Genomic DNA, 20,714 nt, shown 5'->3' on the forward strand with positions numbered 1-20,714 from the left:
GGATTTAGGCCGGGCTGAGGGAGCACGCGTTGACGACACCGCAACTCACCACGCTGTCGATGACGGGCGTGCGCAAAGCGGCAATCATGCTGGTGCAGTTCGGCAAGGAGCATTCCGCGCAGGTCCTGGCGAGCATGTCGGAGAAAGAGGTCGAGATGATCTCGGCCGAGATCGCTCGGCTGGGCAAGCTCGACCCGATAGTCGTCGACGACGTGCTGGATGAGTTCTACGCCATGGCGACCACCCGGTACGCCGGGTCCGGCGGCATGGACTACGCCCGCGAGCTGCTCGAGGCGTCCCTGGGCAAGGAGCGCGCGGCGCTGATCCTGGACCGCCTCGAAGCCTCGATGAACGACATACCGTTCAACTTCCTCAGCCACGCCGACCCCCGGCAGCTGCTCTCGTACGTGCAGTACGAGCACCCGCAGACCATCGCGCTGGTCCTCGCGCACATCCCCGCGGCGCTCGCCTCGTCGATCCTGGCCGGGCTCTCGCTGGAGGTGCAGACCGAGGTCGCGCACCGGATCGCGGTGATGGACCGCACCTCGCCGGAGATCATCCGCCAGGTCGAGGCGGCGCTGCAGCGCAAGCTCTCCACCGTGCTGCAGCCCGACGAGCTCTCCACGGTCGGCGGCCTGCAACCCCTCGTCGAGATCATCAACCGCGCCGACCGCACCACCGAGCGGCTCATCCTGGAGGCCCTGGACGCCCGCAGCCCCGAGCTGGCCGAGGAGATCCGGCGCCGGATGTTCATGTTCGAGGACATCATCAACCTCGACGACCGCGCCGTGCAGCTGGTGCTGCGGCAGGTCGAGCCGGCCGACCTGGCCACCGCCCTCAAGGGCGTGCCCGAGACCGTCCGCGACAAGGTCACCAAGAACCTGTCCGAGCGCGGCCGGGAGAACCTGCTCGAGGAGATCGACCTCCTCGGCCCGGTCAAGGTCAAGATGGTCGAGGAGGCCCAGGCGAAGATCGTCTCGGTCATCCGCTCGCTCGAGGACTCCGGCCAGATCGAGGTCCAGCGCGGCGGCGAGGCCGATGAGCTCATCGCCTGACCCACGCAACCCGGTGATCCGCGGCGCCGTCGCGGAGGGCGCGGCCGCGGCCAAGTTCGGCAAGGACCTGCGCCATCCGGCCCCGGCCGACAGCGCCGAGGGCATCGAGCGGGCCAAGGAGCAGGCCCGCACCACCGGGTACGCCGAGGGCTGGGCGCAGGGTCAACGCGAGGCGGCGGTGGCCGCCGCGGAGTCCGCGGACCGGGCCCGGATCGCCGAGCAGGCGTACGACCAGCGTCGCGCGGCCGCCCTGGCCCAGGCGGTCAACGCGCTCGGCCGGGCCGTCACCGAGCTCGAGAACCAGCTCATGCCGACCTTCGCCGAGCTGCAGGAGGTGCTGCTCGCGAACGCCTTCGAGCTGGCCGAGGCGATCGTCGGGCGATCCCTGGACGACCCGCAGCGGCGGACCGCCGACGCCCTGCGCCGGGCCATGGCCGCGGCGCCGGACTCCGGCCCGCTCGTGGTCAGCCTCTCCCCCGAGGACTACCAGACGCTGGTCGGCACGGACGGGACGGACGACTTCGACTACGAGGGACGCCACGTGAGCCTGCGGCCGGACGCCACGCTGCGGCCGGGCGACGCCACGGCCGATACCGGCATGGCATCCGTGGACGCCACCATCGCGTCCGCGGTGGCCCGCGCCCGGGAGGCGCTGCGGGTCTGACCCCGTTGGGAGGCTTGATCATGACCGATCTGTTCCGTCATCGGATGAGCGCGGCGGTGAAGGCGGCCCGGCCGCTCGCCCGCGGCAAGGTGACCGGCGCGGTGGGTCTGCGGGTGACCGTGAGCGGGCTCGAGGCCCGGGTCGGCGACCTGCTGCGGATGGGCGACGGCCCGGACGCGGTGCTCGCCGAGGTGGCCGCGCTCGACGGCGAGAAACTCTCCTGCCTGCCGCTCGGCCCGCTGGCCGGCATCGGTACCGGCACCCCGGTGACCAGCACCGGCGGGCCGCTGCGGGTACCCGTCGGCCCCGACCTGATCGGCCGGATCCTGGACGGCCTCGGCCGCCCGATGGACGGCGGGCCGCCGCTGCGCGGGGAGCAGGTCAGCATCACCGCGGCGCCACCCTCGGCGATGGAGCGCCAGCTGGTCGACGCGCCCATGCCCCTGGGCGTACGCGTGCTCGACACGCTCGTGCCGTGCGGCCGAGGGCAGCGGATGGGGATCTTCGCGGGCTCCGGCGTCGGCAAGTCCAGCCTGCTCAGCATGATCACCCGGGGCACCTCGGCCGAGGTGAACGTGGTCGCCCTCGTCGGCGAGCGCGGCCGCGAGGTGCGCGAGTTCATCGAGCACGACCTCGGGCCGGAGGGCCTGGCCCGCTCGGTCCTGGTCATCGCGACCTCGGACGCGGCGCCGCTGGTGCGGCTGCGGGCCGGCGCGGTGGCGACCCGGATCGCCGAGTACTACCGGGACGAGGGCGCCGACGTGTTGCTGCTGATGGACAGCGTGACGCGAGCGGCGATGGCGCAGCGCGAGGTCGGTCTGTCGGTCGGCGAGCCGCCGGCCACCCGGGGATACCCTCCGTCGGTCTTCGCCATGCTCGCGTCGCTGCTGGAGCGGGCCGGGCCGGGCGCGCGGGGCAGCATCACCGGCCTCTACACGGTGCTGGTCGAGGGCGACGACCACAACGAGCCGATCGCCGACGCGGCCCGCTCGATCCTCGACGGGCACATCGTGCTGGACCGGAAGATGGCGACCGCGGGCCACTTCCCGGCCGTCCAGGCCCTCGACTCGATCTCCCGGGTGGCCAACCGGATCACCACGCCCCAGCAGCGCGCCGACGCGACCGAGCTGCGCCGTCTGCTGGCGGCCCACCGGGAGGTGCGCGAGCTGGTCGAGATCGGCGCGTACGTCCCCGGCACGAACCCGGAGGCCGACCGGGCCAACGCCCTCTGGGCGCACATCACCGCCTTCCTGCGCCAGGACCTCGACGAGCAGACAACCCCCGAAGCCTCCTGGGCCGCCCTGCACGCCATCGTCACGGCGACCTGAGCCCGAGGTCTGTTGCTAGTCGGGTGCAGGCCTCAGCGCTGCGGGCACCGGGCCGAACCGGTCATGTGAGGGATGGCCCAGCCCGCCCGCGCTAGGAGGCAGAAAACCTTGAACCGCCTGTTCCGACTCGGCCCCGTGCTCCGCGCCCGCAAGGCGCAGGAGGACGCCGCCCGTGGTGCCGTGACCCAGACCCGCGCCGAGATCCGCGAGGCTCAGGCCCTGGTGAAGCGCCGTCACCTTGACCTGGTCGGCGCCGAGGCGCCGACCGAGGGCACCGCCCGCGCGATGGTTGCCTCGCTCGTCGCCCGCCAGTCGCTGGCCGCCGGCCTGTTCAGCGCCCAGCGCATGGTGCACGACGCCGAGCAGGTCGAGCGGGAGCGGCAGGCCATCCTCGCCGACGCGGCCAAGCGCCGGCGCGCCGTCGAGATGATGGCCGAGCGCCACGCCGAGATCATCCGCGCCCACGACCTGCGGGTCGAACAGGCCGCGCTGGACGAGCTGGCGGTGACCTCGAAGGCCCGGAACCGGGCTCGCAACCTCGTCGAGGGGAGCACGGCGTGACGCTGATGGGCGTTTCCGGGGTGCTCTCCCGGATCCAGGAACTGCAGGGCCAGCTCACCACCAACCCGGTCGACCCGGACACCAACGTCGTCAGCGGCACCGTCACCACCCGGCCGGGGACGACCACCGACCCCACGTTCGCCGCGCTGCTCTCCGACGCCACCGGTGGCGGGCCGTCGCTCGACGCGGGCGGCAGCGTCTCCGGTGACGACGTCGTGACGTCGGCCAAGAAGTACCTCGGCCTTCCGTACGTCTTCGGCAGCACCGACGCGAACAAGGGCCTGGACTGCTCGGCCCTGGTGCAGCGCACCTACGCCGACCTGGGCATCCAGCTGCCGCGCAACTCGTGGGAGCAGGCCAAGGCCGGTCAGCCGGTGGCGAGCCTCGCCGAGGCGAAACCGGGCGACATCCTCGCCTTCGGCTCGCCGGTGCACCACGTCGGCATCTACCTCGGCGACAACCAGATGATCGCGGCGCCCAAGACCGGGGACCACGTCAAGATCCAGAAGGTGTACGAGGAGCCGACCCACATCCGCCGCGTAGTGACCGACGCGGCGGCGGTCGCGGCGCAGAACATGGCCGCGCTCCGGCCGGCCGCGCTGCGTGGCACCGGCGGGCTCGACGGCGTCCCGTACGCGGACCTGTTCGTCCAGGCCGGCACGAAGTACGGCGTCTCGCCGAAGCTGCTCGCCGCGGTTGCCAAGGTCGAGTCCGGCTACAACCCGCAGGCGGTCAGCAAGGTCGGCGCCCGCGGCCTGATGCAGCTCATGCCGTCGACCGCCAAGGGCCTCGGTGTCGACGACGCCTTCGACCCCGAGCAGGCGATCCTCGGCGGGGCCAAGCTGCTCGCCCACAACCTGCACGAGTTCAAGTCGCTGCCGCTGGCGCTGGCCGCCTACAACGCGGGCGGCGGCGCCGTGAAGAAGTACGGCGGCATCCCGCCCTATGCCGAGACCCAGGCCTACGTGCCGAAGGTCCAGAACGCCCTCGCCGCGCTCGGCGGCTGACCTCCGATCCCACGACTGACCAGGAGAACCGCATGAAGATGCCGACTTCCGTGACGGGACCGGAGCGTGCCGGCGCGCCCGACGCCGGACGCCGCGCCGGCGGTAAGCGCGGGGACGCCGACTTCGGCTCGGCGCTCTCGGCCGAGCTGGACCGGCCCGGCCGCGACCAGGACACCACGGCCGCCGCGACCCGCGATGCCGCGGACAAGGCCGCCGCCCAGCGGGCCGACCGCGCCGCGGCGGACCGGGCGGCCACCGACCGCGCGGCCACCGACCGGGCCGCCGCAGACCGGGCCGCCGCAGACCGCGCCGCCGCGGACAGGGCCGCCACCGACCGCGCCGCCGCAGACCGGGCCGCCGCGGACCGGGCCGTGGCCGACAAGGCCGCCGCCAACCGCGCGGCCGACAAGGCCGCCGCCAACCGGGCAGCCGACAACCGGGCGGCCGACAAGGCCGCGGCCGACCACGACGCGCTGCAGCGGGACACCGCCAGCCGGGCCGACAGCGACCGTGCCGATGCCTCGCGCGCCGCGAAGACCCAGGCCGACAAGGCCCGGGCCGACAAGTCTCAGGCCGACAAGGCCCGCGCGGACAAGGCCAGGACGGCCGACGACAACGACGGCGCCGACGAGGTGAAGGACGCCCCGAGCGACCAGTCACCCGTCGAGGCCAAGGACACGAAGGACGAGACCGGCAAGACCGACGCCGCCAAGGGCAAGGACGACGCGAAGACCGGCGACGCCAAGACGACCGGCACCGAGCCGGCCCAGCCGCCCGTCCAGGCTCAGCCCGGCCTCCCCGCCGCGGCCGCCGCGGCCGCGGTGGCGGTGGCGCCCGGCCCGGTCGCCGCCACACCCGCCACCGCCGGCCAGAAGGAGACCGACGCTCCCCCGGCGAAGACCGGTGTCGCGCCGGCCTCGGCGGTCGCACCCGCCACCGCACCGACGGCCACGACGCCCGCGACCCCGGCCGCGGCGCCCGGCACCCCGGCTCAGCCCGGGGCCCAGCCGGCCGCACCCGGATCGGCCACGCCGGCCGGACCGGGCGGAAACGCGGTCGCCGCGACGGTCGCGCCCACCGGCACGGTCCGCGACGCCGCGGGCAAGCCGGCCGCGGACGCACCGGCCACCCAGCCGGGAGTCAAGGCCGCGGACGCTCCGGCGACCCCGTCGACGCCGGGCACTCAGCCCGGACCGGCCGCGACGACAGCAGCGCCCGCGACCCCGGCCGAGCCCGCCAAGACGGCCGCCCCGGCCGACCCGGCCCCGCAGCCCGGCCCGGCGAAGGCGACCCCGGACGCCCAGGCCGGCACCCAGCCGGCCGCGCCCGCGACCACGCCGCCCGCCCCGGACGCCACCGCCCAGAGTGCCGCCACCCCGCCGGCCCCCGCGCCCGCCGCCGAGCGGGCGACCCCCGACGCCACGACCCCGTCGCCGACCGGCCTGCCGCCGGCCCCGGCGACGACCCCCGGAGTCGCGGCCGACGGCGCGGCGACCCCGGGCGTACTCGGTCAGGCCGGCCTGGCCGGTGTCACCGGGCCGCAACCCACCGCTCCCGCCGCCCCGGCGGCCGGAACCCCGCCGCCGAGCCCCACCGCCGTACCGACTCCGCCGCCGGCCGCCCAGATGGCGATGCGGATCGCGCCGCTGCGGCTGGAGCCCGACGGCGTGCATCGGTTGACCGTCCACCTGCACCCGGTCGACCTCGGACCGATCCAGGTGGTGGCCGAGGTGCGCAACGGTGACATCAGCCTCCAGCTGACCGGCACCACGGACGCGGGCACGGACGCGCTGCGCGACGCGCTCGGCGACCTGCGCCGGGAGCTCGAGGACTCGGGCTTCTCCAACTGCACGCTCGACCTGCGTCAGGGCACGGCACAGCAGGAGCGGGCCCGCCAGCAGTTCGCCTCGGCCGAGTACGCCTCGTCGGGTCGGCGCGACTCGGGACCGGCCGCGCCGACCGCCCCGGTCATCGAGACCGGGCCCGCGGTCCGGCGGGCGCCCGGGAGCAGCCGCCTGGACGTGCACGCCTAATTCGGGAGAGCACAGCGCCGGTGGACACCACACGTGTCCACCGGCGCTTTCATGCTGGCTTCTCCATCTCGTGCACGTCCACCGGGGTGGGCGTCACGAGCGTGCCCTCCGGTTCCTCGTCGTCCTCGGTGCGGCCGTACCCCGCCGTCACGAAGCGCAACGCGGCCAGCAGCAGCGCGGCGATCGGCACCGCGATGATGAAGCGGATCAGCACGTCGGTGAGGTCCAACTGGTCGAGCACGAGGCGGTACAGCGCCGGAGCGCTGATCACCAGCGCGAAAAGCAGGACCGACGGACGAATCACTGCCGCACCGGACGGGACGCCCGCCGGGGCGGGGCCGCCACCGGCATGACGTCCGTGGCGATCCGGGCGCAGAGCATCGCGGCCCAGACGTGCGGGGTGGCCGGCTTGCCGTCGAGCGAGAAGATCGGCAGGTCGAGCCCGAGCACCGAGGCCGGGTCGGCGGTGATCTCCACGCTGTGCACGAGCAGCGCCTCGACCTCGCCGAGCGTCCGCAGGTGGCGGGCCGTGTCGGCGGTCTTGCGGGTGGCGTCGACGATCGCCCAGACCGCGGTGGCCCCGATCGCGTCGCACATCTCGTTGACCCAGAGCGGGTCGGTGCCACCCACCGGAGCGTCCATCACCACGACCCACGCCTGCTCGGCGTTGTGCAGCTTCTCCACCCGGGACTCGGCCGCCTCCTGCGTGGAGATCAGCCGGGACGAGTGCAGCCCGGTGCCGGCGGTCGTCTCCGCCGCGAGCAGCAGATGGTTCTCCGGCACGCCGATCTGGTCGAGCAGTTGCCGCCCGATGGCCACGCCGAGGTTGACGTCCCCGGCGAGCACCAGGATCTCGCCCGGCCCGTCCGGGATGCCCGGCGCCGAGGGCCGCGCGGCGAGCACGCTGAGCACACCCGCGTAGGTGTCGGCGCCGGTGATCTGCCGGGCCATCGGCTCGGGCATGCCGACCGACATGAGGTTGCGGACGACCGGCTCGTTGTCCGGAACCGGCGCCGCGTGCGCCGGCGATGCCGGCGACATCGGCTTCATCGTCGGTGCGACCGCGGCCGGAGCCGGCTCACGCTCCTTTTCCGGTACGTCGATCGGAGCGTCCTGTTCGATCTCGACCTCACCGGCCAGACCGCCGATCCGCTCGGCGAGGCTGGGCATGGCCGCCTTCTGCGGCGCGTTGACCGGCGTCTCCGTGGTCGCGGCGGGGCGGAACGGGCGGACCGTCGGTGTCTCCTCGCCGCGTATCGGTGTCGCGACCTTGGGCTTCGGCGGCGTGCGCTCGATGCCCGGCTCGGCGCTCGTGTCCAGCCCCGCCATGAGCTCGGCGAAGGCCGCGCTGGTGTCCTGAACCCCGGCGCCGCGGCTGAGCTCCGCATCGGGACTCGCCTCCTCCGCCGGTCGCGGCGCGGCGCGTGGCGGCTCCGCCGGTCGTGGTGCGGCCGGGCGGGCCGGTGCGGCCGGGCGCGAGAAGGTGGTCTCGCCGGGCCGCGCCGTGCCGAACGTGGCGGGTGTGACCGTCCGCGCCGGCCGGCCCGGCTCGTCCATCCGATCCTGGGACTCGGCCCGCTCGAGCAATCGCTCCAGCGTGTGACTGTTCTCCGCGGTCATACGTTTCGCCATGTCATTCCTGTCCTCGTTCGGGTCCGGAACCTCCACGGAAAGCTCGTAATGCTGCTTCGCGAAGAAGCCACCGACGCCGCCACTGCGGACCTTGTCGGCGGAGATGATCCGGACACCGGAGCCGTACTCATCGCGTACCTGAGCCAGCAAAGGCTCGATGGCCGGTCCCTCAAGCAGCACCCGCGTAGGCACCGTTCACCACCCCTATCGTCTCGATCTGTGCTGTGGAACCAGAGATTTCGCCGTACGACAACACCTGCACCCGGCGCGAGCCGGCGCGCAGCAGTCGCATCAGTGGCAGCCGCAGCTGTGGCGAGCAGGCGAGCACGGGCGCGAGCCCCTGCTGCTCCGCGGTTTCGGCCAAGCGGGCGGCTTCGCTGACGATCGCCTCGGCACGCAAGCCGTCGATCGCCATGAAGGCTCCCGTCTCGCTCGGCCGCAACGATTCGAGCAGTTGTTGCTCGAGCATGGGTTCGAGAGTGATCACCGTGAGCCGGCCGCCGGTCGTGTACTGGGCGGCGATGGCCGGTCCGAGCGCGGCACGGGCCGCCTCGACCAGGCCGTCGTGGTCGACGGAGATCTTCGCTCGCAGGCTGAGCGCCTCGAAGATGCGGACGAGGTCGCGAATGGGCACGCCCTCGTCCAGCATGGCCTGCAGGACTTTCTGGATCTGGCCGAGGCTGAGCAGCGACGGGGTCAGCTCCTCCACCACCACCGGATGGGTGCGCTTGACCACCTCGGTCAGCGCCCGCACATCCTCGCGGCCGAGCAGCCGGCTCGCGTTGCTGCGCACCACCTCGGCCAGGTGCGTGATGATCACGCTGGCCCGGTCCACGACCGTCGCCCCGGAGAGCTCGGCCTGGTAGTGCAGCTCCGCCGGCACCCACTTGCCGGGCAGGCCGAAGACGGGCTCGACTCCGGCGCGTCCGGGCAGGCCCTGAAGCCCCTCGCCGATCGCCAGCACCGTGCCGGGCGGGGCCTCGCCGGTGCCGGCGTCGACACCGGAGATCCTGATCGCGTACGAGGAGAGCGGCAGGTCCAGATCGTCCCGGGTGCGCACCGGCGGCATGATCACGCCGAGCTCCATGGCCATCTTGCGGCGCAGGGCGCGCACCCGGTCGAGCAGGTCCCCGCTGCTCGCGTCGACGAGGTCGACGAGATCCGGGGAGAGGGCGAGCTCCAGCGGGTCGACCCGCATCTCGCCGAGCAGTTGTTCCGGGGAGTCGGCGGCCGGCATCTCGACCGCCTCGGTGACCGCGGCCTCGTCCTCGGGCACCGGGTCCTTGACCCGCTGCGCGATCACCAGCACGACCACCCCGACCAGCAGGAACGGGATCTTGGGGAGGCCCGGGATCACGCAGAGGGCGAGCGCGGCGCCACCGCCGATCCTCAGCGCCAGCTTGTTCTGGCTGAGCTGGGCGGTGACGCTGCTGCCCATGTCGCCGGAGGTGGCCGAGCGGGTCACGATCAGACCGGTGGCGACCGACAGCAGCAGCGCGGGCACCTGGGAGACCAGGCCGTCGCCGACGCTCAGCAGGCTGTACTGGTTCATCGCGTCGGTCGCCGACAGGCCCTGCTGGATGATGCCGACCGCGAAGCCGCCGATCAGGTTGATCAGGGTGATGATGATGGCCGCGATCGCGTCGCCCTTGACGAACTTGGAGCCACCGTCCATGGCGCCGTAGAAGTCGGCCTCGGCGGCCACCTCGGCGCGGCGCTTCTTGGCCTCGCTCTCGTCGATCAGCCCGGCGTTGAGATCGGCGTCGATCGCCATCTGCTTGCCGGGCATCGCGTCGAGGGTGAACCGGGCGCCCACCTCGGCGACCCGCTCGGCGCCCTTGGTGACCACGATCATCTGGACGATCACCAGGATCAGGAAGATCACCAGGCCGATGACCAGGTTGCCCCCGACCACGAAGCTGCCGAACGCGTGGATCACCTTGCCGGCGTCGCCGTCGCGCAGCACCAGCCGGGTGGCGCTGATGTTGAGCGCGAGCCGGAAGAGAGTGGCGACCAGCAGCAGCGCCGGGAAGACCGAGAAGTCGAGCGGCCGCTGGACGAACATGCTGGTCAGGAGGATGAGCAGGGCGCCGGTGATGTTGAACGCGATCAGCGTGTCCAGCAGGAAGGTCGGCAATGGTACGACCATCATGATGATGATGCCGATGACCCCGATGGGTACGGCAAGACGGCTGATGTTGCGGTTCTTCACGGCACCTTCCCGAGAACAGGGTGTGGCTCACCCATCAGCCAGATCCTCCCCCGTTCGAGGGACGCATGTGAGGAAATCTCCTAAATTTTCGGTTATGCGGCTGCTGGGGCGGAGTGTGGGTTGCGGTGCAAACCGGCAGCCGAGCCGCGCGCCTTGAGACTCATCACGAACGCCAGCACCTTGGCCACCGCGGCGAAGAACTCGGCCGGGATCTCGGCGCCCACGTCGCACCCGCCGTGCAACGCGCGAGCCAGGGGCACGTCCTGCACCATCGGCACCCGGTGCTCGGCGGCCAGCTCGCGGATCTTGGTGGCGACCGGGCCCTGCCCCTTGGCCACCACCCGGGGCGCGCCCTTGGTCGGCTCGTAGCGCAGCGCCACCGCCACGTGCGTCGGGTTGACCAGCACCACGTCGGCGGTGGGCACGTCGGCCATCTGCCGGTTGCGGGCCATCGCGATCTGCCGGGCCCGGATCTGTGCCTTGATCAGCGGGTCGCCCTCGGTGTTCTTGTTCTCCTGCTTGACCTCTTCCTTGGTCATCCGCAGTTGCTTGTTCGTGCGCCGGCGCACCACGAAATAGTCGGCCGCGGCCATCACGATGCCGGCCACCGAAGCGGCCCGGATCAGCCCGATCGTGGCGTCCTTGACCACCGCGAGCAGGGCCGCGAGCGGCAGCTGACCGGCGGTCATCAGGGTGGGTATGACGTCCTTGGTCGTGGTGTACAGCACGGCGGCCAGCACCGAGGTCTTGACCAGGGCCTTGGTCGCCTCCCAGAGGGCCTGCGGCCCGAACATCTTCTTGATCCCGGGCAGCGGGTTGAGCCGGCTGAACTTCGGGATGAACAGCTTGGTGGCGACCCGGATGCCGCCCTGCGCGCCCGCCGCCGCGATGCCGACCGCCATCAGCGTGGCCGCGAGCGGCAGCACCGCCCAGGCCAGGCCGAGCCCGGCGTCCTTGAGCATGTGGATGGCCAGGGCGGGCTCGGGGTTCTCCATCACCTCGGGCACCTTCGACAGCAGGTCACGGGCGTGGTCGAGCGCGGTCCCCATGGTGCGGGGGAGCATGATGCTCGCCGCCAGCATGCCGAACCAGGCGCCGATGTCCGGACTGCGGCCGATCTGGCCTTCCCGCTTGGCCTTCTTGAGCCGCTGTTGAGTCGGTTGTTCGGTCTTCTCCCCGGCCATCCCACCTCCCCCTTTATCCGCCGGTGAGTTTGAGCACGGCGGTCACCGACCGGTCGACCAGCGTCTCGATCACCTGCGGCAGGGTGCTGATGGCGATCCCGGAGAGGACCAGCACCAGGAAGATCTTGGCCGGGAAGCCGAGCTGGAACGCGTTGAGCGCCGGCGCCACCCGGTTGAGCAGGCCGAACGCGACGTCGGTGAGGAACAGCACGACCACCAGCGGCCCGGCGATCTGCAGCGCGGCCAGGAACATCTCGCCGATGCCCTTGAGCAGCAGCTGACTGAAGGTGGCCAGGTCGAAATGCAGGTTCAGCGGCATCGTCCGGAACGACTGCAGGAACCCGCGCAGGATCACCTGATGGCCGTCGGTCGCGAACAGGATCGTGACCGCCACCAGATTGTAGAAACGTCCGAACACCGAGCTCTGGTTGAGCGACAGCGGGTCGTACCCCATGGCCAGGGTGAAGCCACCGAACAGATCGAGCAGGTCGCCGGCGGCCTGGAGCGCCGCGAACAGCAGCGCGGTGATGAAGCCGAGCGCGGCCCCCACGAAGATCTGCAGCACCGCGCTGGCGATGATGTCGGCGGTGCCCAGCGACGGGATCGTCCCGCGCAGGTACGGCGCGAGCGGCAGGGTGAGCCCGATCGACAGCAGCGCCTTGACCGTGCCGGGGATGAACCGGGAGTTGAACGGCGGGGCGATCATCAGCCAGGCCCCGGTGCGGGCCGCGCCCAGCATGATCGCGAGCAGGTCCGCGATCGGGACGTCCCAGTTCATCGGTACGACGCCACCAGCGCCGTCAGGATCAACCCCCAGCCGTTGACCAGCACGAAGAGCAGCAGCTTGAACGGCAGCGACACGGTCACCGGGGGCAGCATCATCATGCCCAGCGACATGAGGGACGCGGAGACCACCATGTCGATCAGCAGGAACGGGATGAAGATGACGAAGCCGATGATGAAGGCGGCCCGCAGCTCGGAGAGGATGAACGCCGGGATCAGCATGGTGAGCTGGACGTCGTCCTTGTTCTTCGGCTGCTCGGTGCCGGCGAGCTTCACCATCAGCGCGACCTCGTCCTGGCGGGTCGTCTTCCACATGAAGTCGCGCAGCGGCTGCACGCCGTCGTGGAAGGCCACCGACTGCGACTTGTCGCCCTTGAGGTAGGGCTGCACTCCCTGCTGGTTCATGGCGGAGACGGTCGGGCCCATGATGAACAGGCTCAGGAACAGCGCCAGCCCGGCGAGCACCTGGTTGGGCGGCATGCTGGTGAGGCCGAGCGCGTTGCGGGTGATCCCGAGGACCATGAAGATCTTGGTGAACGACGTGCAGAGCAGCAGCAGGGCCGGCGCCACCGAGAGCACGGTGAGCCCCAGCATGATCACCAGCGACGAGGCGGGCTTGCTGCCGTCCGGGTTGGTGCCGTTGATGTTGAGGTTGATGCTCGGCTTGGTCGGCGCCACCGGCGGCGTGGGCGACGGTGCGCGATCCGGCAGCGCCACGGTCACGGCCACCGGCGCCGGGGGGCGCGGCTCGGCCGAGGCCGCACCCGGGAGCAGCACCAGCGCCAGGCCGACGCTCGCCAGCAGGAGCAGGATCGCGCGTCGCATCATCGCCTCGAGGTCCGGTCGCGGAGATAGTCCAGAGTCCGGTCGAGGCGGCCGACGGCTGCCTCCGGATGGGTGCCGGGGAGCTCGACGTGGTCCCGCTGCTCGGGGTGGTGCTCGAACTCCGCGATGTCGGCCTCGCCCAGGAAGCTGACCTGCTGCTCGGTGACCCCGAGGATCATCGCCCGGTCGGCTACCTTCACCACCGTCACCGCCGCGCCCCGGGTCAGCTGCTGCCGGTTCAGCACCGCGAGCTGGCCGTGCGCCCGGCCCGCGCCCAGCGGCCGGCGAACCACTCGCGCCAGGGCCCACATCAGGCCGAGGACGACGAACAGCGAGAAGCCGATCCGCAGGACGAGCTCGAACAAGGCCGTTACCCCTCGGCGCCCGGTGCGACGATCTCGGTGATCCGGATGCCGAAGTTCTCGTCCACCACGACCACCTCGCCCCGCGCGATCAGGCGGCCGTTGACCAGCAGGTCGGCCGGGCTCCCGGCGGCCCGGTCCAGCTCGACGATCGCGCCCGGGTTCAGCGAGAGCAGCTCCCGCACGCTCATCCGGGTGCGACCGAGCTCGGCCGAGACTTCCATCTCGACGTCGTGCAGCATGTCGAGGCCGCCCCGGCGTACGGCCGGCGCCGCGTTCTCCCGGCGGGCCACGTCGACCTGTCCCGGCTCGTCGCTCGGCCACGGGCTCAGCGCGAGCGCGAGCACCGCGCGTACCTCCTCGCCCTCGACCAGCGGAACCGCCACGGCGTCGTCCTTGGCCGCGAGCGCGCTCAGCGCGACTCCGGGCTCCATGACCACGCCGGGGTCGAGGACCACCGGCCCGAAGACCCGGGCGGCCGCCTCCAGGGCCGGCCGCACGGCGGCGGTCAGGTCCAGCTCGCCGAGCGGGCTCTCCTTGAGCGCGTCCGCGAGGTCCTGGCCGACCACCACGACGACCTCGCCGTTGGCCGCGCCGCTGAACTTGGCCGTGACCGCCTGGCCCTCGGTCAGGGCGTCCACGGTCGCGGCAACCGGGGCGGCAACGGCGAGCTCGCGGCTGGTGGGCAGGACGGCGAGTGCGGCCTCGGCGGCGGTCCGGGCGAGCGCCAGCTGCGGCGCGGTGATGGTGGGCGCGGTCATGGGCGGCCAGACTCCTTGGACGACTCCGGGGGCGCCGGCACCACGAGACACGCGAGGCGGGCGCCCTGATTACCGGGAACTGCGTGAGCGAAGACGGTCTCGTTGACGGTCACCTCGAGCGGCCGGCTGGTCGCGTGAGCCAGCGGCACGACGTCACCGGGACGCAGATCCACGATGTCATCGGTACGCATGCGAATGGGCTGAAATCGCACCGCAACGTCGATCGGAGCCGCGAAAAGTCCGGCCGTGAGGTTGCGCAGCGCCAGGTCGCGACTGGCCCGCTCGCTGTCGCTGAGCACCACCGCCTCGGTGCGGGACAGCACCGGCAGGATCATGTTGAACGGCATGCAGAGGCTGGCCAGGCACTCCTCCGCGCCGATCTTCATGTCGAAGGTGGCCACCACGCAGGCATCCCCGGGCGCGTGCGCGCGCAGGAACTGGGCGTTGTACTCGATCTCCTTGAGCTTCGGCCGGATGTCGACCAGCGTCTCGAAGCCGTAGCGCAGCTCGCCCAGCATCCGCTCCATCAGGCCGCGGAGCAGCGGCATCTCGACCTCGGTGAGCGGCCGCTCGGGCTGGGGGCCGCCGGGGCCGCCGAGCATGTGGTCGATCGCCGTCATCACGGCCGAGGAGGACATCTCCATCAGTGCCGTGCCGGGCAGCGGGTCGAAGTTGACCACCGCGATCACGGTCGGATTGGCCAGCGAGGCGACGTACTCGTCGTAGTTGAGCTGCTCGATGGAGGCGAGCGTGACGCTGCTGACCACGCGCAGGCGGGTGGTCAGCAGGGTGCCACAGCTACGCGCGTACGTCTCGAAGGCGATCTGCAGCGTGCGGACGTGTTCCCGGGAGAGCTTGATCGGGCGACGGAAGTCGTAGGGCGCCGGCCCTCCGCTCTGGCCGCGACGCGACATCTTGCCCGGTGATCGTGTAGCGGAGGTCACGTCGTCCCTATCGGCTCATTTCCTCCGGGCGCTGAGCGCGAGAGCCGTTTCTACCCAAAATCGGCGGATGGGCGGGTTCACCGGAGTGAGCCCGCCCGTCCTCGATGTCCGGATTACTGGGTCACGAACTGGGTGTAGTAGATGTCCATGACCTCTTGCTTCTTGTCAACGGTGTAGGCCTTCACGATCTTCGCGAGCAGCTCCTCCTTGACCGCGGTGCGGCCCTTGTCGGTGGAGAGCTCGGCGACCGTCTTGCCGGTGTACTCGTCGATCGCCAGGTTGACCGCCTCGCTGGTGTCCACGTCCTCTTTGGCATCGGTGGTCTGCTGCAGCGAGAACTGCAGCTTCAGGTAGTGGCTGTCGGCCAGGTTGACCGTCAGCGCGTCGGTGATCGCCACGACCGTGCCCTTCTTGGGCGCCGCCACCGCGGCGGAGGAGCCGCTCTTCATCATGAAGAACGCGCCCCCGCCACCACCGAGCAGCACAACCGCCGCGACGATGATGATGAGCATTTTCTTGCTGGACTTCTTCGGCGCCTCGGCAGCGCCATCCTTCTCTTCAGCCATCGGATTGCTCCCCCCGTCAGTTCGTGGTGGTCGTGGTGGTAGTGGTCGACGTGCTGGTGGTCGTGCTGTCCGCCGCCTCGACCGCCTTCTCGATCTCGGCGGCCTGCTGCGTGGTCTGACCCGTGTGCAGCTTCGCGTCCGAGCCCGCCGCGGCCGGCAACAGTGCCGCCTGGTCGGCCGGAAGCGTGGTGAGGACGACGACGTCCACCCGGCGGTTCATCGTGATCGACCGCGGGTCGGCCGGGTCGATCAGCGGCTTGGTGTCGGAGAAGCCGACCGCGCTCAGGCGGTTCTTGGCGACACCGTGGCCGGTCAGGTACCGGACCGTGGTCGAGGCGCGAGCCGCGGACAGCTCCCAGCCGCTCGGGTAGTACGTGGTGACCGCCTTGAGCTGGTTGGTGTTGCCGTCGACCTCGATGTTGTTCTTGAGCTTGGCCAGCGTCGGCGCCAGCGCGTCGAGGATCTTCTTGCCGCCGGTCTGCAGGTCGGCCCGGTTGCCGGCGAACACCACCTCGTTGGTGACGATGGTGACCACCAGGCCGCGCCGGTCGATGGTGAACTGCACCGTGTTGAGCAGCTTCGCCTTGGCCAGCGCGTCGGAGAGCTTGTTCTCGATCTTCTTGAGGTTCTCCGCCTCCTTGGTCGCCGCCTGGGCGTTCTTGGAGGCGGTGGAGCGGCTCTCGGCCTGGACGGCGGCCTCGACCGCCGCCTTCTCCTTCTCGGTCATGTTCGAGGTGCCGGTCTTGCCGTCGCCCGGGTTCGCGCCCGGGTCGATCTTCACGATCTCGGCGCTCTGACCGGCGCCGTCCAGCGTCGAGGTCTGGCCCGAGAACGCGGCGCTGTCGGCACCGAATCCCGCGGACAGGCCGGACGCCAGCTCGGCGAACTTCTTCATGTTGACGTCGGACATCGAGTAGAGCACCACGAAGAGCACGAACAGCAGGGTGAGCATGTCGGCGTACGACACGAGCCAGCGCTCGTGGTTGACGTGCTCCTCGTGTTCTTCGTGTTTGCCCTTCTTACGCTTGGCGCCCCCGCCGCCTGAGCTCATCGGTTAGGCCGCCTTCTTGGTGTTCGCGGCCGCCTCGGCCTTCTTCGCCTCATCCGGCGGGAGGAGGCTGCGCAGCTTCTGAGCGACCAGGCGGGGGTTGGAGCCGGCCTGGATGGCCAGCACGCCGTCGACCACCAGCTCCATCTCCTCCGCCTCGACCGCGCTGAGGCGGGTCAGACGGGCGGCGACCGGGAGCCAGATCAGGTTGGCGCTGAGCACGCCCCAGAGCGTCGCGACGAACGCCGCGGAGATCGAGTGACCGAGCGACTCCGGCTTGTTCAGGTTCTCGAGCACGTGCACGAGACCCATGACCGTGCCGATGATGCCGATCGTCGGGGCGTAACCGCCCATGTTCTCGAAGAGCTTCGAGCCGGCCTTGTCGGCCTTCTTCTTGGCCGCGATCTCGGCATGGAGGATGTCGTGCAGCTCCTCCGGGTCGGTGCCGTCGATCGCCAGCTGCAGGCCGCGCTTGAGGAACGGGTGCTCGACCGTCTTGACCGCGTCCTCGAGGGCCAGCAGGCCCTCGCGGCGGGCCCGCTCGGCCAGCTTGACGATGTTCTCCACCAGCGTGGTGGGCGGCGTGACCTTCGCGAGGAACGCCTTCTGCAGCTGCTTGCCGATGCCGGTCGCGTCCTTGAGCACGCCGCCGGCCATACCGGCCATGAACGCGCCGCCGAACACCAGCAGCATCGAGGGAATCAGGATGATCGAGGATGGCGAGCCACCCTCCAGGATCTGGACCGTGAAGACGATGGCCAGCGAGACGACTACACCGACGATGGTGGAGATGTCCATCAGCGTTCCTTCCGGTGCAGCGGAAGCACCTTGGCGTCGTGGTCTTGGTCGTCGTCCTCTGACGACGGGACGATGGCCGTGGGCTCGGCCTCCATGCGGCTCGCCTGGGCGATCAGCGAAGCGCGGTAGTGGCGCACCGAGTCGATGAACTCGGGCACGGATTCGGAGATGACGTACTTGGTGCCGTCCACCAGCGTCACGACCGTGTCGGGCGTGCAGTCCACGCGCTCGACGAGGTCCGGGTTCAGGGCGAACACGGCACCGTTGATGCGGGTTACGAGGATCACTTACATCCGTCCTTGGGTGGTGGTGTGGTCCTGGGCTGGTGGGCCGTCCGTGGCCCGTCATGGGAACCATCGACCGCTTGACCGTTGCGGATGAGATCCACCTGGTCGCGTTACGGGTGCAGCCGAACGGTCATATGGCAACGGCCGGGACGGGCACGTCGGTGCCCGCCCCGGCCGCCGGCCGGTCTCGTGGTGCTACTAGCGCTTCATGCTGACGAGTTCCTGGAGGATCTCGTCGGAGGTGGTGATGATGCGGGAGTTGGCCTGGAAGCCGCGCTGGGCGATGACCAGGTTGGTGAACTCCTGGGCGAGGTCGACGTTCGACATCTCCAGCGCGCCGCTGATCACCTGGCCCATGCCGGCGCTGCCCGGCTGGCCGACCTGGGCGTAACCCGAGTTGACCGTCGAGCGGTACATCGAGTCGCCGGTCTTCTCCAGGCCGTTGACGTTCTTGAAGGTCGCCATCCCGATCTGCCCGAGCACCTGCTTCAGACCGTTGCTGTAGACGCCGATGATCTGGCCGGTGTCGGAGACCGTGTAGGACAGCGACGTCAGCGCGCCGGCCGTCTGGCCGTCGGTGTCGAACACCCGCGCATCGGAGAGACCGGCGTACGACGTGATGTCGGTGACGTCGACCGTGTACGGCCCATCCGGCGCCGTGCCGATCGCCGGCAGCTTGGTCACCGCGGTGCCGGCGCCGTCGGTCGACTTGCCGCCCTCGAAGTTCATGGTCGTCGAGCCGATGGTGATCGGGGTGCCGGGGTTGGCCGGGTCGTCCTTGGTGAAGTCCACCGTCCAGGTCGACGTGTCGGCGACGTTGTCGTTCGCCGTCCGGGTGAAGGTCGCGAGAACCGAGTGCGTCGCGCCCTGCGGGTCGTACACCTTGATCGGGATCGTCGTGACGTAGTTGCCGGGGTTGGTGGCGCTGGGCCCGGAGTTCGTCGGGTTCAGCGGGTCCGGGACGTCGTCGCTGCTCAGGTTGCCCTTGAGCGTCATGTTCAAGGTCGGCTTGGGTGAGATCGTGGCGCCCAGCGGCATCTGGATGTCGCCCGGCTTGCCGGCGGCGTTGACGATGCCGTTGGTGGCGGTCCAGCCCTGCACCGCGTCGCCGGTGGCGGTCACCAGCTTGCCGTTCGCGTCGAACGAGAACGAGCCGGCCCGGGTGTAGAGGTCCTCGTTGCCGCTGCGGGCGATGAAGAAGCCGTCGCCCTGGATCATCATGTCGCCGGCCCGGCCGGTGGTCTCCTGGGAGCCCTGCGACCAGTTGGACAGGATGCCGGCATTGCGCACACCGAGGCCGACCTGCGCCGGGTTGGTGCCGCCCTGGCCGTTCTGCGGGGCGCCGGCCGCGCCGAGCATCTGGCTGAGCGTGTCCTGGAACTGGACGACGCTGGCCTTGTAGCCGACGGTGTTGACGTTGGCGATGTTGTTGCCGGTGACGTCCATCATCTGCTGGTGGGCGTGCAGGCCGCTGATGCCGGAGTAGAGAGAGCGCAGCATGTAGTGAGTCCTTTGCGGGTTCGGGAACGCTGACTAGGCGGTCGCGGGACCGGTCGTCGGAGTGACCTTCTTGTCATCCGACTGCGGGGCCGCCGTGCCGGTCGAGCCGGTCGTCGGGGCCGTCGGTAGGACTTCCATGACCTTGGACAGCAGCACATCCGTGTTCCCGATCCGAAGCATCGGTTCGCTGTCTCCGTTGAGCTTGGCGGCCGAGATGACACCCGATTGGCTGGCGCCGTTCTCGTCCATGTACGTCACGTTGTGGCCGACCAGGCCGCTCACGCCGACCAGGCGCTGCGACTTGAGCAGATCGGCGATGTCGCCGAGCTTCTCGACCTGGGTGAACTGGGCGGTCTGCGCCAGAAACTGGGTCGAGTCGGCCGGGTTGCTGGGATCCTGGTACTTGAGCTGGGCCACGAGCAGTTTGAGGAAGGTGTCCTTGTCCCCGAGCTCCTTGCCCTTGGCGGCGCTGCTGGTCGAGGGCGAGGTGCCGGTCGTACCGACAGGCCCGGTGGTGCCGGAGATTCCCGAGGTCGGCGAGGTCATGACTTCTCCTGTCCGTTTGCTTGCTCGACCTAAGCTTCGACCGCCCCCAGATTTTGCTTAGCCACAAAAACGCGGGCCCGCCCGATAGGGGCAGGCCCGCGAAGGCGGAGCACGATGCGCTCGGTCAGGGCGCGAGGGACAGGCTGAACTTGCCCTTGCCGTACCGGTTGACCTCGATCGCGAGATCGACGCGGCGGCCGAGCGCCATCAGGTGCGCCCGGGCGTCCGCCGGCAGCGGGTCGCCGGGGTACACCACCTGGTACAGCTTGATGTGCGGACCCCCCTCACGGTTGAGCAGGCTCGTCAGGACGTTGCAGAGCTCGAAGACGTTCTCGGCGAGGTTCGGGAACAGCTGCTTCTCGTCGATGCTGTCCTCGGCCGCGCCGGCCGGGAGCAGGCCCAGCGCGGCGCCCGCGTTGGCCGCCAAAGGCAGGTCCATGCCGAGTACGCCGTATACCTTCTGCGAGGTGTCGGTGAAGATCGCGACCGTCGCCGTGGCGACCTCCTCCGCGGAGATCGGATCGCCGGGGCTGACGGTCACTTCGCGGCCGAGCAGATCCTCCAAGAGGTTGCGGACGGCCAGAGTGCCAGGAAGAACCGAGACATCGGACATGTCGT

The 20,714-nt window shown here is 70.7% G+C and carries 22 protein-coding genes; 6 read left to right on the top strand and 16 right to left on the bottom strand.

The window, feature by feature from the left end:
* Nucleotides 1-29 precede the first annotated feature (29 nt).
* The 6 genes from fliG to A3CQ_RS57615 all read left to right on the top strand — a co-directional run bounded on the left by fliG (nt 30) and on the right by A3CQ_RS57615 (nt 6,648).
* On the top strand, nt 30-1,055 hold the full coding sequence (gene fliG / locus A3CQ_RS0121550; RefSeq protein WP_020513025.1) for a flagellar motor switch protein FliG: 1,026 nt from the start codon (nt 30-32) through the stop codon (nt 1,053-1,055).
* Nucleotides 1,039-1,719: a FliH/SctL family protein gene (locus A3CQ_RS0121555; RefSeq protein WP_245577294.1), complete on the top strand. Its 681-nt coding sequence runs from the start codon at nt 1,039-1,041 to the stop codon at nt 1,717-1,719. The genes fliG and A3CQ_RS0121555 overlap by 17 nt, the downstream gene beginning before the upstream one ends.
* Nucleotides 1,720-1,739: 20 nt before the next feature.
* Nucleotides 1,740-3,047: a FliI/YscN family ATPase gene (locus A3CQ_RS0121560; protein WP_026205996.1), complete on the top strand. Its 1,308-nt coding sequence runs from the start codon at nt 1,740-1,742 to the stop codon at nt 3,045-3,047.
* Between the two features lie 108 nt (nt 3,048-3,155).
* Nucleotides 3,156-3,608 (top strand): flagellar FliJ family protein, encoded by a 453-nt coding sequence (locus A3CQ_RS0121565; RefSeq protein WP_020513028.1) that lies wholly within the window; start codon nt 3,156-3,158, stop codon nt 3,606-3,608.
* A gap of 5 nt (nt 3,609-3,613) precedes the next feature.
* Entirely contained in the window at nt 3,614-4,615 is a 1,002-nt protein-coding gene (locus A3CQ_RS63700) for a transglycosylase SLT domain-containing protein (protein WP_040432697.1), read from the top strand.
* 32 nt (nt 4,616-4,647) lie between these two features.
* Nucleotides 4,648-6,648 (top strand): flagellar hook-length control protein FliK, encoded by a 2,001-nt coding sequence (locus A3CQ_RS57615; protein WP_026205997.1) that lies wholly within the window; start codon nt 4,648-4,650, stop codon nt 6,646-6,648.
* Nucleotides 6,649-6,697: 49 nt separating this feature from the next.
* Here A3CQ_RS57615 and A3CQ_RS0121580 read toward each other — a convergent pair whose 3' ends face one another.
* From A3CQ_RS0121580 to A3CQ_RS0121655, 16 genes are all read right to left on the bottom strand, one after another.
* Nucleotides 6,698-6,952, bottom strand: coding sequence for a hypothetical protein (locus tag A3CQ_RS0121580; protein ID WP_020513030.1), 255 nt, complete (start codon nt 6,950-6,952; stop codon nt 6,698-6,700).
* Nucleotides 6,949-8,472 carry a hypothetical protein gene (locus A3CQ_RS0121585; protein WP_026205998.1) on the bottom strand — a complete coding sequence of 508 codons (1,524 nt, stop codon included), beginning with the start codon at nt 8,470-8,472 and terminating at the stop codon, nt 6,949-6,951. Before A3CQ_RS0121585 ends, A3CQ_RS0121580 begins: the two co-directional genes overlap by 4 nt.
* Nucleotides 8,450-10,492 carry a flagellar biosynthesis protein FlhA gene (locus A3CQ_RS0121590; protein ID WP_020513031.1) on the bottom strand — a complete coding sequence of 681 codons (2,043 nt, stop codon included), beginning with the start codon at nt 10,490-10,492 and terminating at the stop codon, nt 8,450-8,452. Before A3CQ_RS0121590 ends, A3CQ_RS0121585 begins: the two co-directional genes overlap by 23 nt.
* 92 nt (nt 10,493-10,584) lie before the next feature.
* Nucleotides 10,585-11,676, bottom strand: coding sequence for an EscU/YscU/HrcU family type III secretion system export apparatus switch protein (locus A3CQ_RS0121595; RefSeq protein WP_020513032.1), 1,092 nt, complete (start codon nt 11,674-11,676; stop codon nt 10,585-10,587).
* Between the two features lie 13 nt (nt 11,677-11,689).
* The gene (locus A3CQ_RS0121600) at nt 11,690-12,454 is read right to left on the bottom strand and encodes a flagellar biosynthetic protein FliR (protein WP_020513033.1); all 765 of its coding nucleotides are present in this window, start codon (nt 12,452-12,454) and stop codon (nt 11,690-11,692) included.
* Complete coding sequence (fliP, locus tag A3CQ_RS0121605) at nt 12,451-13,287, bottom strand: flagellar type III secretion system pore protein FliP (protein WP_026205999.1); 837 nt, start codon at nt 13,285-13,287, stop codon at nt 12,451-12,453. The genes A3CQ_RS0121600 and fliP overlap by 4 nt, the downstream gene beginning before the upstream one ends.
* Nucleotides 13,284-13,649 carry a FliO/MopB family protein gene (locus A3CQ_RS0121610; RefSeq protein WP_020513035.1) on the bottom strand — a complete coding sequence of 122 codons (366 nt, stop codon included), beginning with the start codon at nt 13,647-13,649 and terminating at the stop codon, nt 13,284-13,286. The genes fliP and A3CQ_RS0121610 overlap by 4 nt, the downstream gene beginning before the upstream one ends.
* 5 nt (nt 13,650-13,654) lie before the next feature.
* Complete coding sequence (fliN, locus tag A3CQ_RS0121615; RefSeq protein ID WP_020513036.1) at nt 13,655-14,407, bottom strand: flagellar motor switch protein FliN; 753 nt, start codon at nt 14,405-14,407, stop codon at nt 13,655-13,657.
* The gene (locus A3CQ_RS0121620) at nt 14,404-15,321 is read right to left on the bottom strand and encodes a flagellar motor switch protein FliM (RefSeq protein ID WP_020513037.1); all 918 of its coding nucleotides are present in this window, start codon (nt 15,319-15,321) and stop codon (nt 14,404-14,406) included. Before A3CQ_RS0121620 ends, fliN begins: the two co-directional genes overlap by 4 nt.
* Before the next feature lie 143 nt (nt 15,322-15,464).
* Nucleotides 15,465-15,917, bottom strand: a complete 453-nt coding sequence (locus tag A3CQ_RS0121625) for a flagellar basal body-associated FliL family protein (protein ID WP_026206000.1) — start codon at nt 15,915-15,917, stop codon at nt 15,465-15,467.
* A 16-nt stretch (nt 15,918-15,933) separates the two neighbouring features.
* Nucleotides 15,934-16,968: a flagellar motor protein MotB gene (locus tag A3CQ_RS0121630; protein ID WP_020513039.1), complete on the bottom strand. Its 1,035-nt coding sequence runs from the start codon at nt 16,966-16,968 to the stop codon at nt 15,934-15,936.
* 3 nt (nt 16,969-16,971) lie between these two features.
* Nucleotides 16,972-17,763 carry a motility protein A gene (locus A3CQ_RS0121635; RefSeq protein ID WP_020513040.1) on the bottom strand — a complete coding sequence of 264 codons (792 nt, stop codon included), beginning with the start codon at nt 17,761-17,763 and terminating at the stop codon, nt 16,972-16,974.
* Complete coding sequence (locus tag A3CQ_RS0121640; RefSeq protein ID WP_020513041.1) at nt 17,763-18,050, bottom strand: flagellar FlbD family protein; 288 nt, start codon at nt 18,048-18,050, stop codon at nt 17,763-17,765. Before A3CQ_RS0121640 ends, A3CQ_RS0121635 begins: the two co-directional genes overlap by 1 nt.
* 198 nt (nt 18,051-18,248) lie before the next feature.
* Nucleotides 18,249-19,550: a flagellar hook protein FlgE gene (locus A3CQ_RS0121645; RefSeq protein ID WP_020513042.1), complete on the bottom strand. Its 1,302-nt coding sequence runs from the start codon at nt 19,548-19,550 to the stop codon at nt 18,249-18,251.
* A gap of 33 nt (nt 19,551-19,583) precedes the next feature.
* The gene (locus tag A3CQ_RS0121650; protein ID WP_020513043.1) at nt 19,584-20,096 is read right to left on the bottom strand and encodes a flagellar hook assembly protein FlgD; all 513 of its coding nucleotides are present in this window, start codon (nt 20,094-20,096) and stop codon (nt 19,584-19,586) included.
* A 124-nt stretch (nt 20,097-20,220) separates the two neighbouring features.
* Nucleotides 20,221-20,709, bottom strand: a complete 489-nt coding sequence (locus tag A3CQ_RS0121655; RefSeq protein ID WP_020513044.1) for a hypothetical protein — start codon at nt 20,707-20,709, stop codon at nt 20,221-20,223.
* Nucleotides 20,710-20,714: the final 5 nt, after the last annotated feature.

It is taken from the genome of Paractinoplanes globisporus DSM 43857 (genome assembly GCF_000379645.1).
Lineage (GTDB): Bacteria > Actinomycetota > Actinomycetes > Mycobacteriales > Micromonosporaceae > Actinoplanes > Actinoplanes globisporus.

Excerpts from the sequence above, each read along its gene's own strand:
- A3CQ_RS0121595 (WP_020513032.1), bottom strand. The coding sequence starts at position 11,676 with ATGGCCGGGGAGAAGACCGAACAACCGACTCAACAGCGGCTCAAGAAG.
- A3CQ_RS57615 (WP_026205997.1), top strand. The coding sequence starts at position 4,648 with ATGAAGATGCCGACTTCCGTGACGGGACCGGAGCGTGCCGGCGCGCCC.
- A3CQ_RS0121650 (WP_020513043.1), bottom strand. The coding sequence starts at position 20,096 with ATGACCTCGCCGACCTCGGGAATCTCCGGCACCACCGGGCCTGTCGGT.
- A3CQ_RS0121625 (WP_026206000.1), bottom strand. The coding sequence starts at position 15,917 with ATGGCTGAAGAGAAGGATGGCGCTGCCGAGGCGCCGAAGAAGTCCAGC.
- A3CQ_RS0121635 (WP_020513040.1), bottom strand. The coding sequence starts at position 17,763 with ATGGACATCTCCACCATCGTCGGTGTAGTCGTCTCGCTGGCCATCGTC.
- A3CQ_RS0121600 (WP_020513033.1), bottom strand. The coding sequence starts at position 12,454 with ATGAACTGGGACGTCCCGATCGCGGACCTGCTCGCGATCATGCTGGGC.
- A3CQ_RS0121630 (WP_020513039.1), bottom strand. The coding sequence starts at position 16,968 with ATGAGCTCAGGCGGCGGGGGCGCCAAGCGTAAGAAGGGCAAACACGAA.
- A3CQ_RS0121645 (WP_020513042.1), bottom strand. The coding sequence starts at position 19,550 with ATGCTGCGCTCTCTCTACTCCGGCATCAGCGGCCTGCACGCCCACCAG.
- A3CQ_RS0121655 (WP_020513044.1), bottom strand. The coding sequence starts at position 20,709 with ATGTCCGATGTCTCGGTTCTTCCTGGCACTCTGGCCGTCCGCAACCTC.
- A3CQ_RS0121560 (WP_026205996.1), top strand. The coding sequence starts at position 1,740 with ATGACCGATCTGTTCCGTCATCGGATGAGCGCGGCGGTGAAGGCGGCC.
- fliP (WP_026205999.1), bottom strand. The coding sequence starts at position 13,287 with ATGATGCGACGCGCGATCCTGCTCCTGCTGGCGAGCGTCGGCCTGGCG.
- A3CQ_RS0121620 (WP_020513037.1), bottom strand. The coding sequence starts at position 15,321 with ATGTCGCGTCGCGGCCAGAGCGGAGGGCCGGCGCCCTACGACTTCCGT.
- A3CQ_RS0121555 (WP_245577294.1), top strand. The coding sequence starts at position 1,039 with ATGAGCTCATCGCCTGACCCACGCAACCCGGTGATCCGCGGCGCCGTC.
- fliN (WP_020513036.1), bottom strand. The coding sequence starts at position 14,407 with ATGACCGCGCCCACCATCACCGCGCCGCAGCTGGCGCTCGCCCGGACC.
- A3CQ_RS63700 (WP_040432697.1), top strand. The coding sequence starts at position 3,614 with ATGGGCGTTTCCGGGGTGCTCTCCCGGATCCAGGAACTGCAGGGCCAG.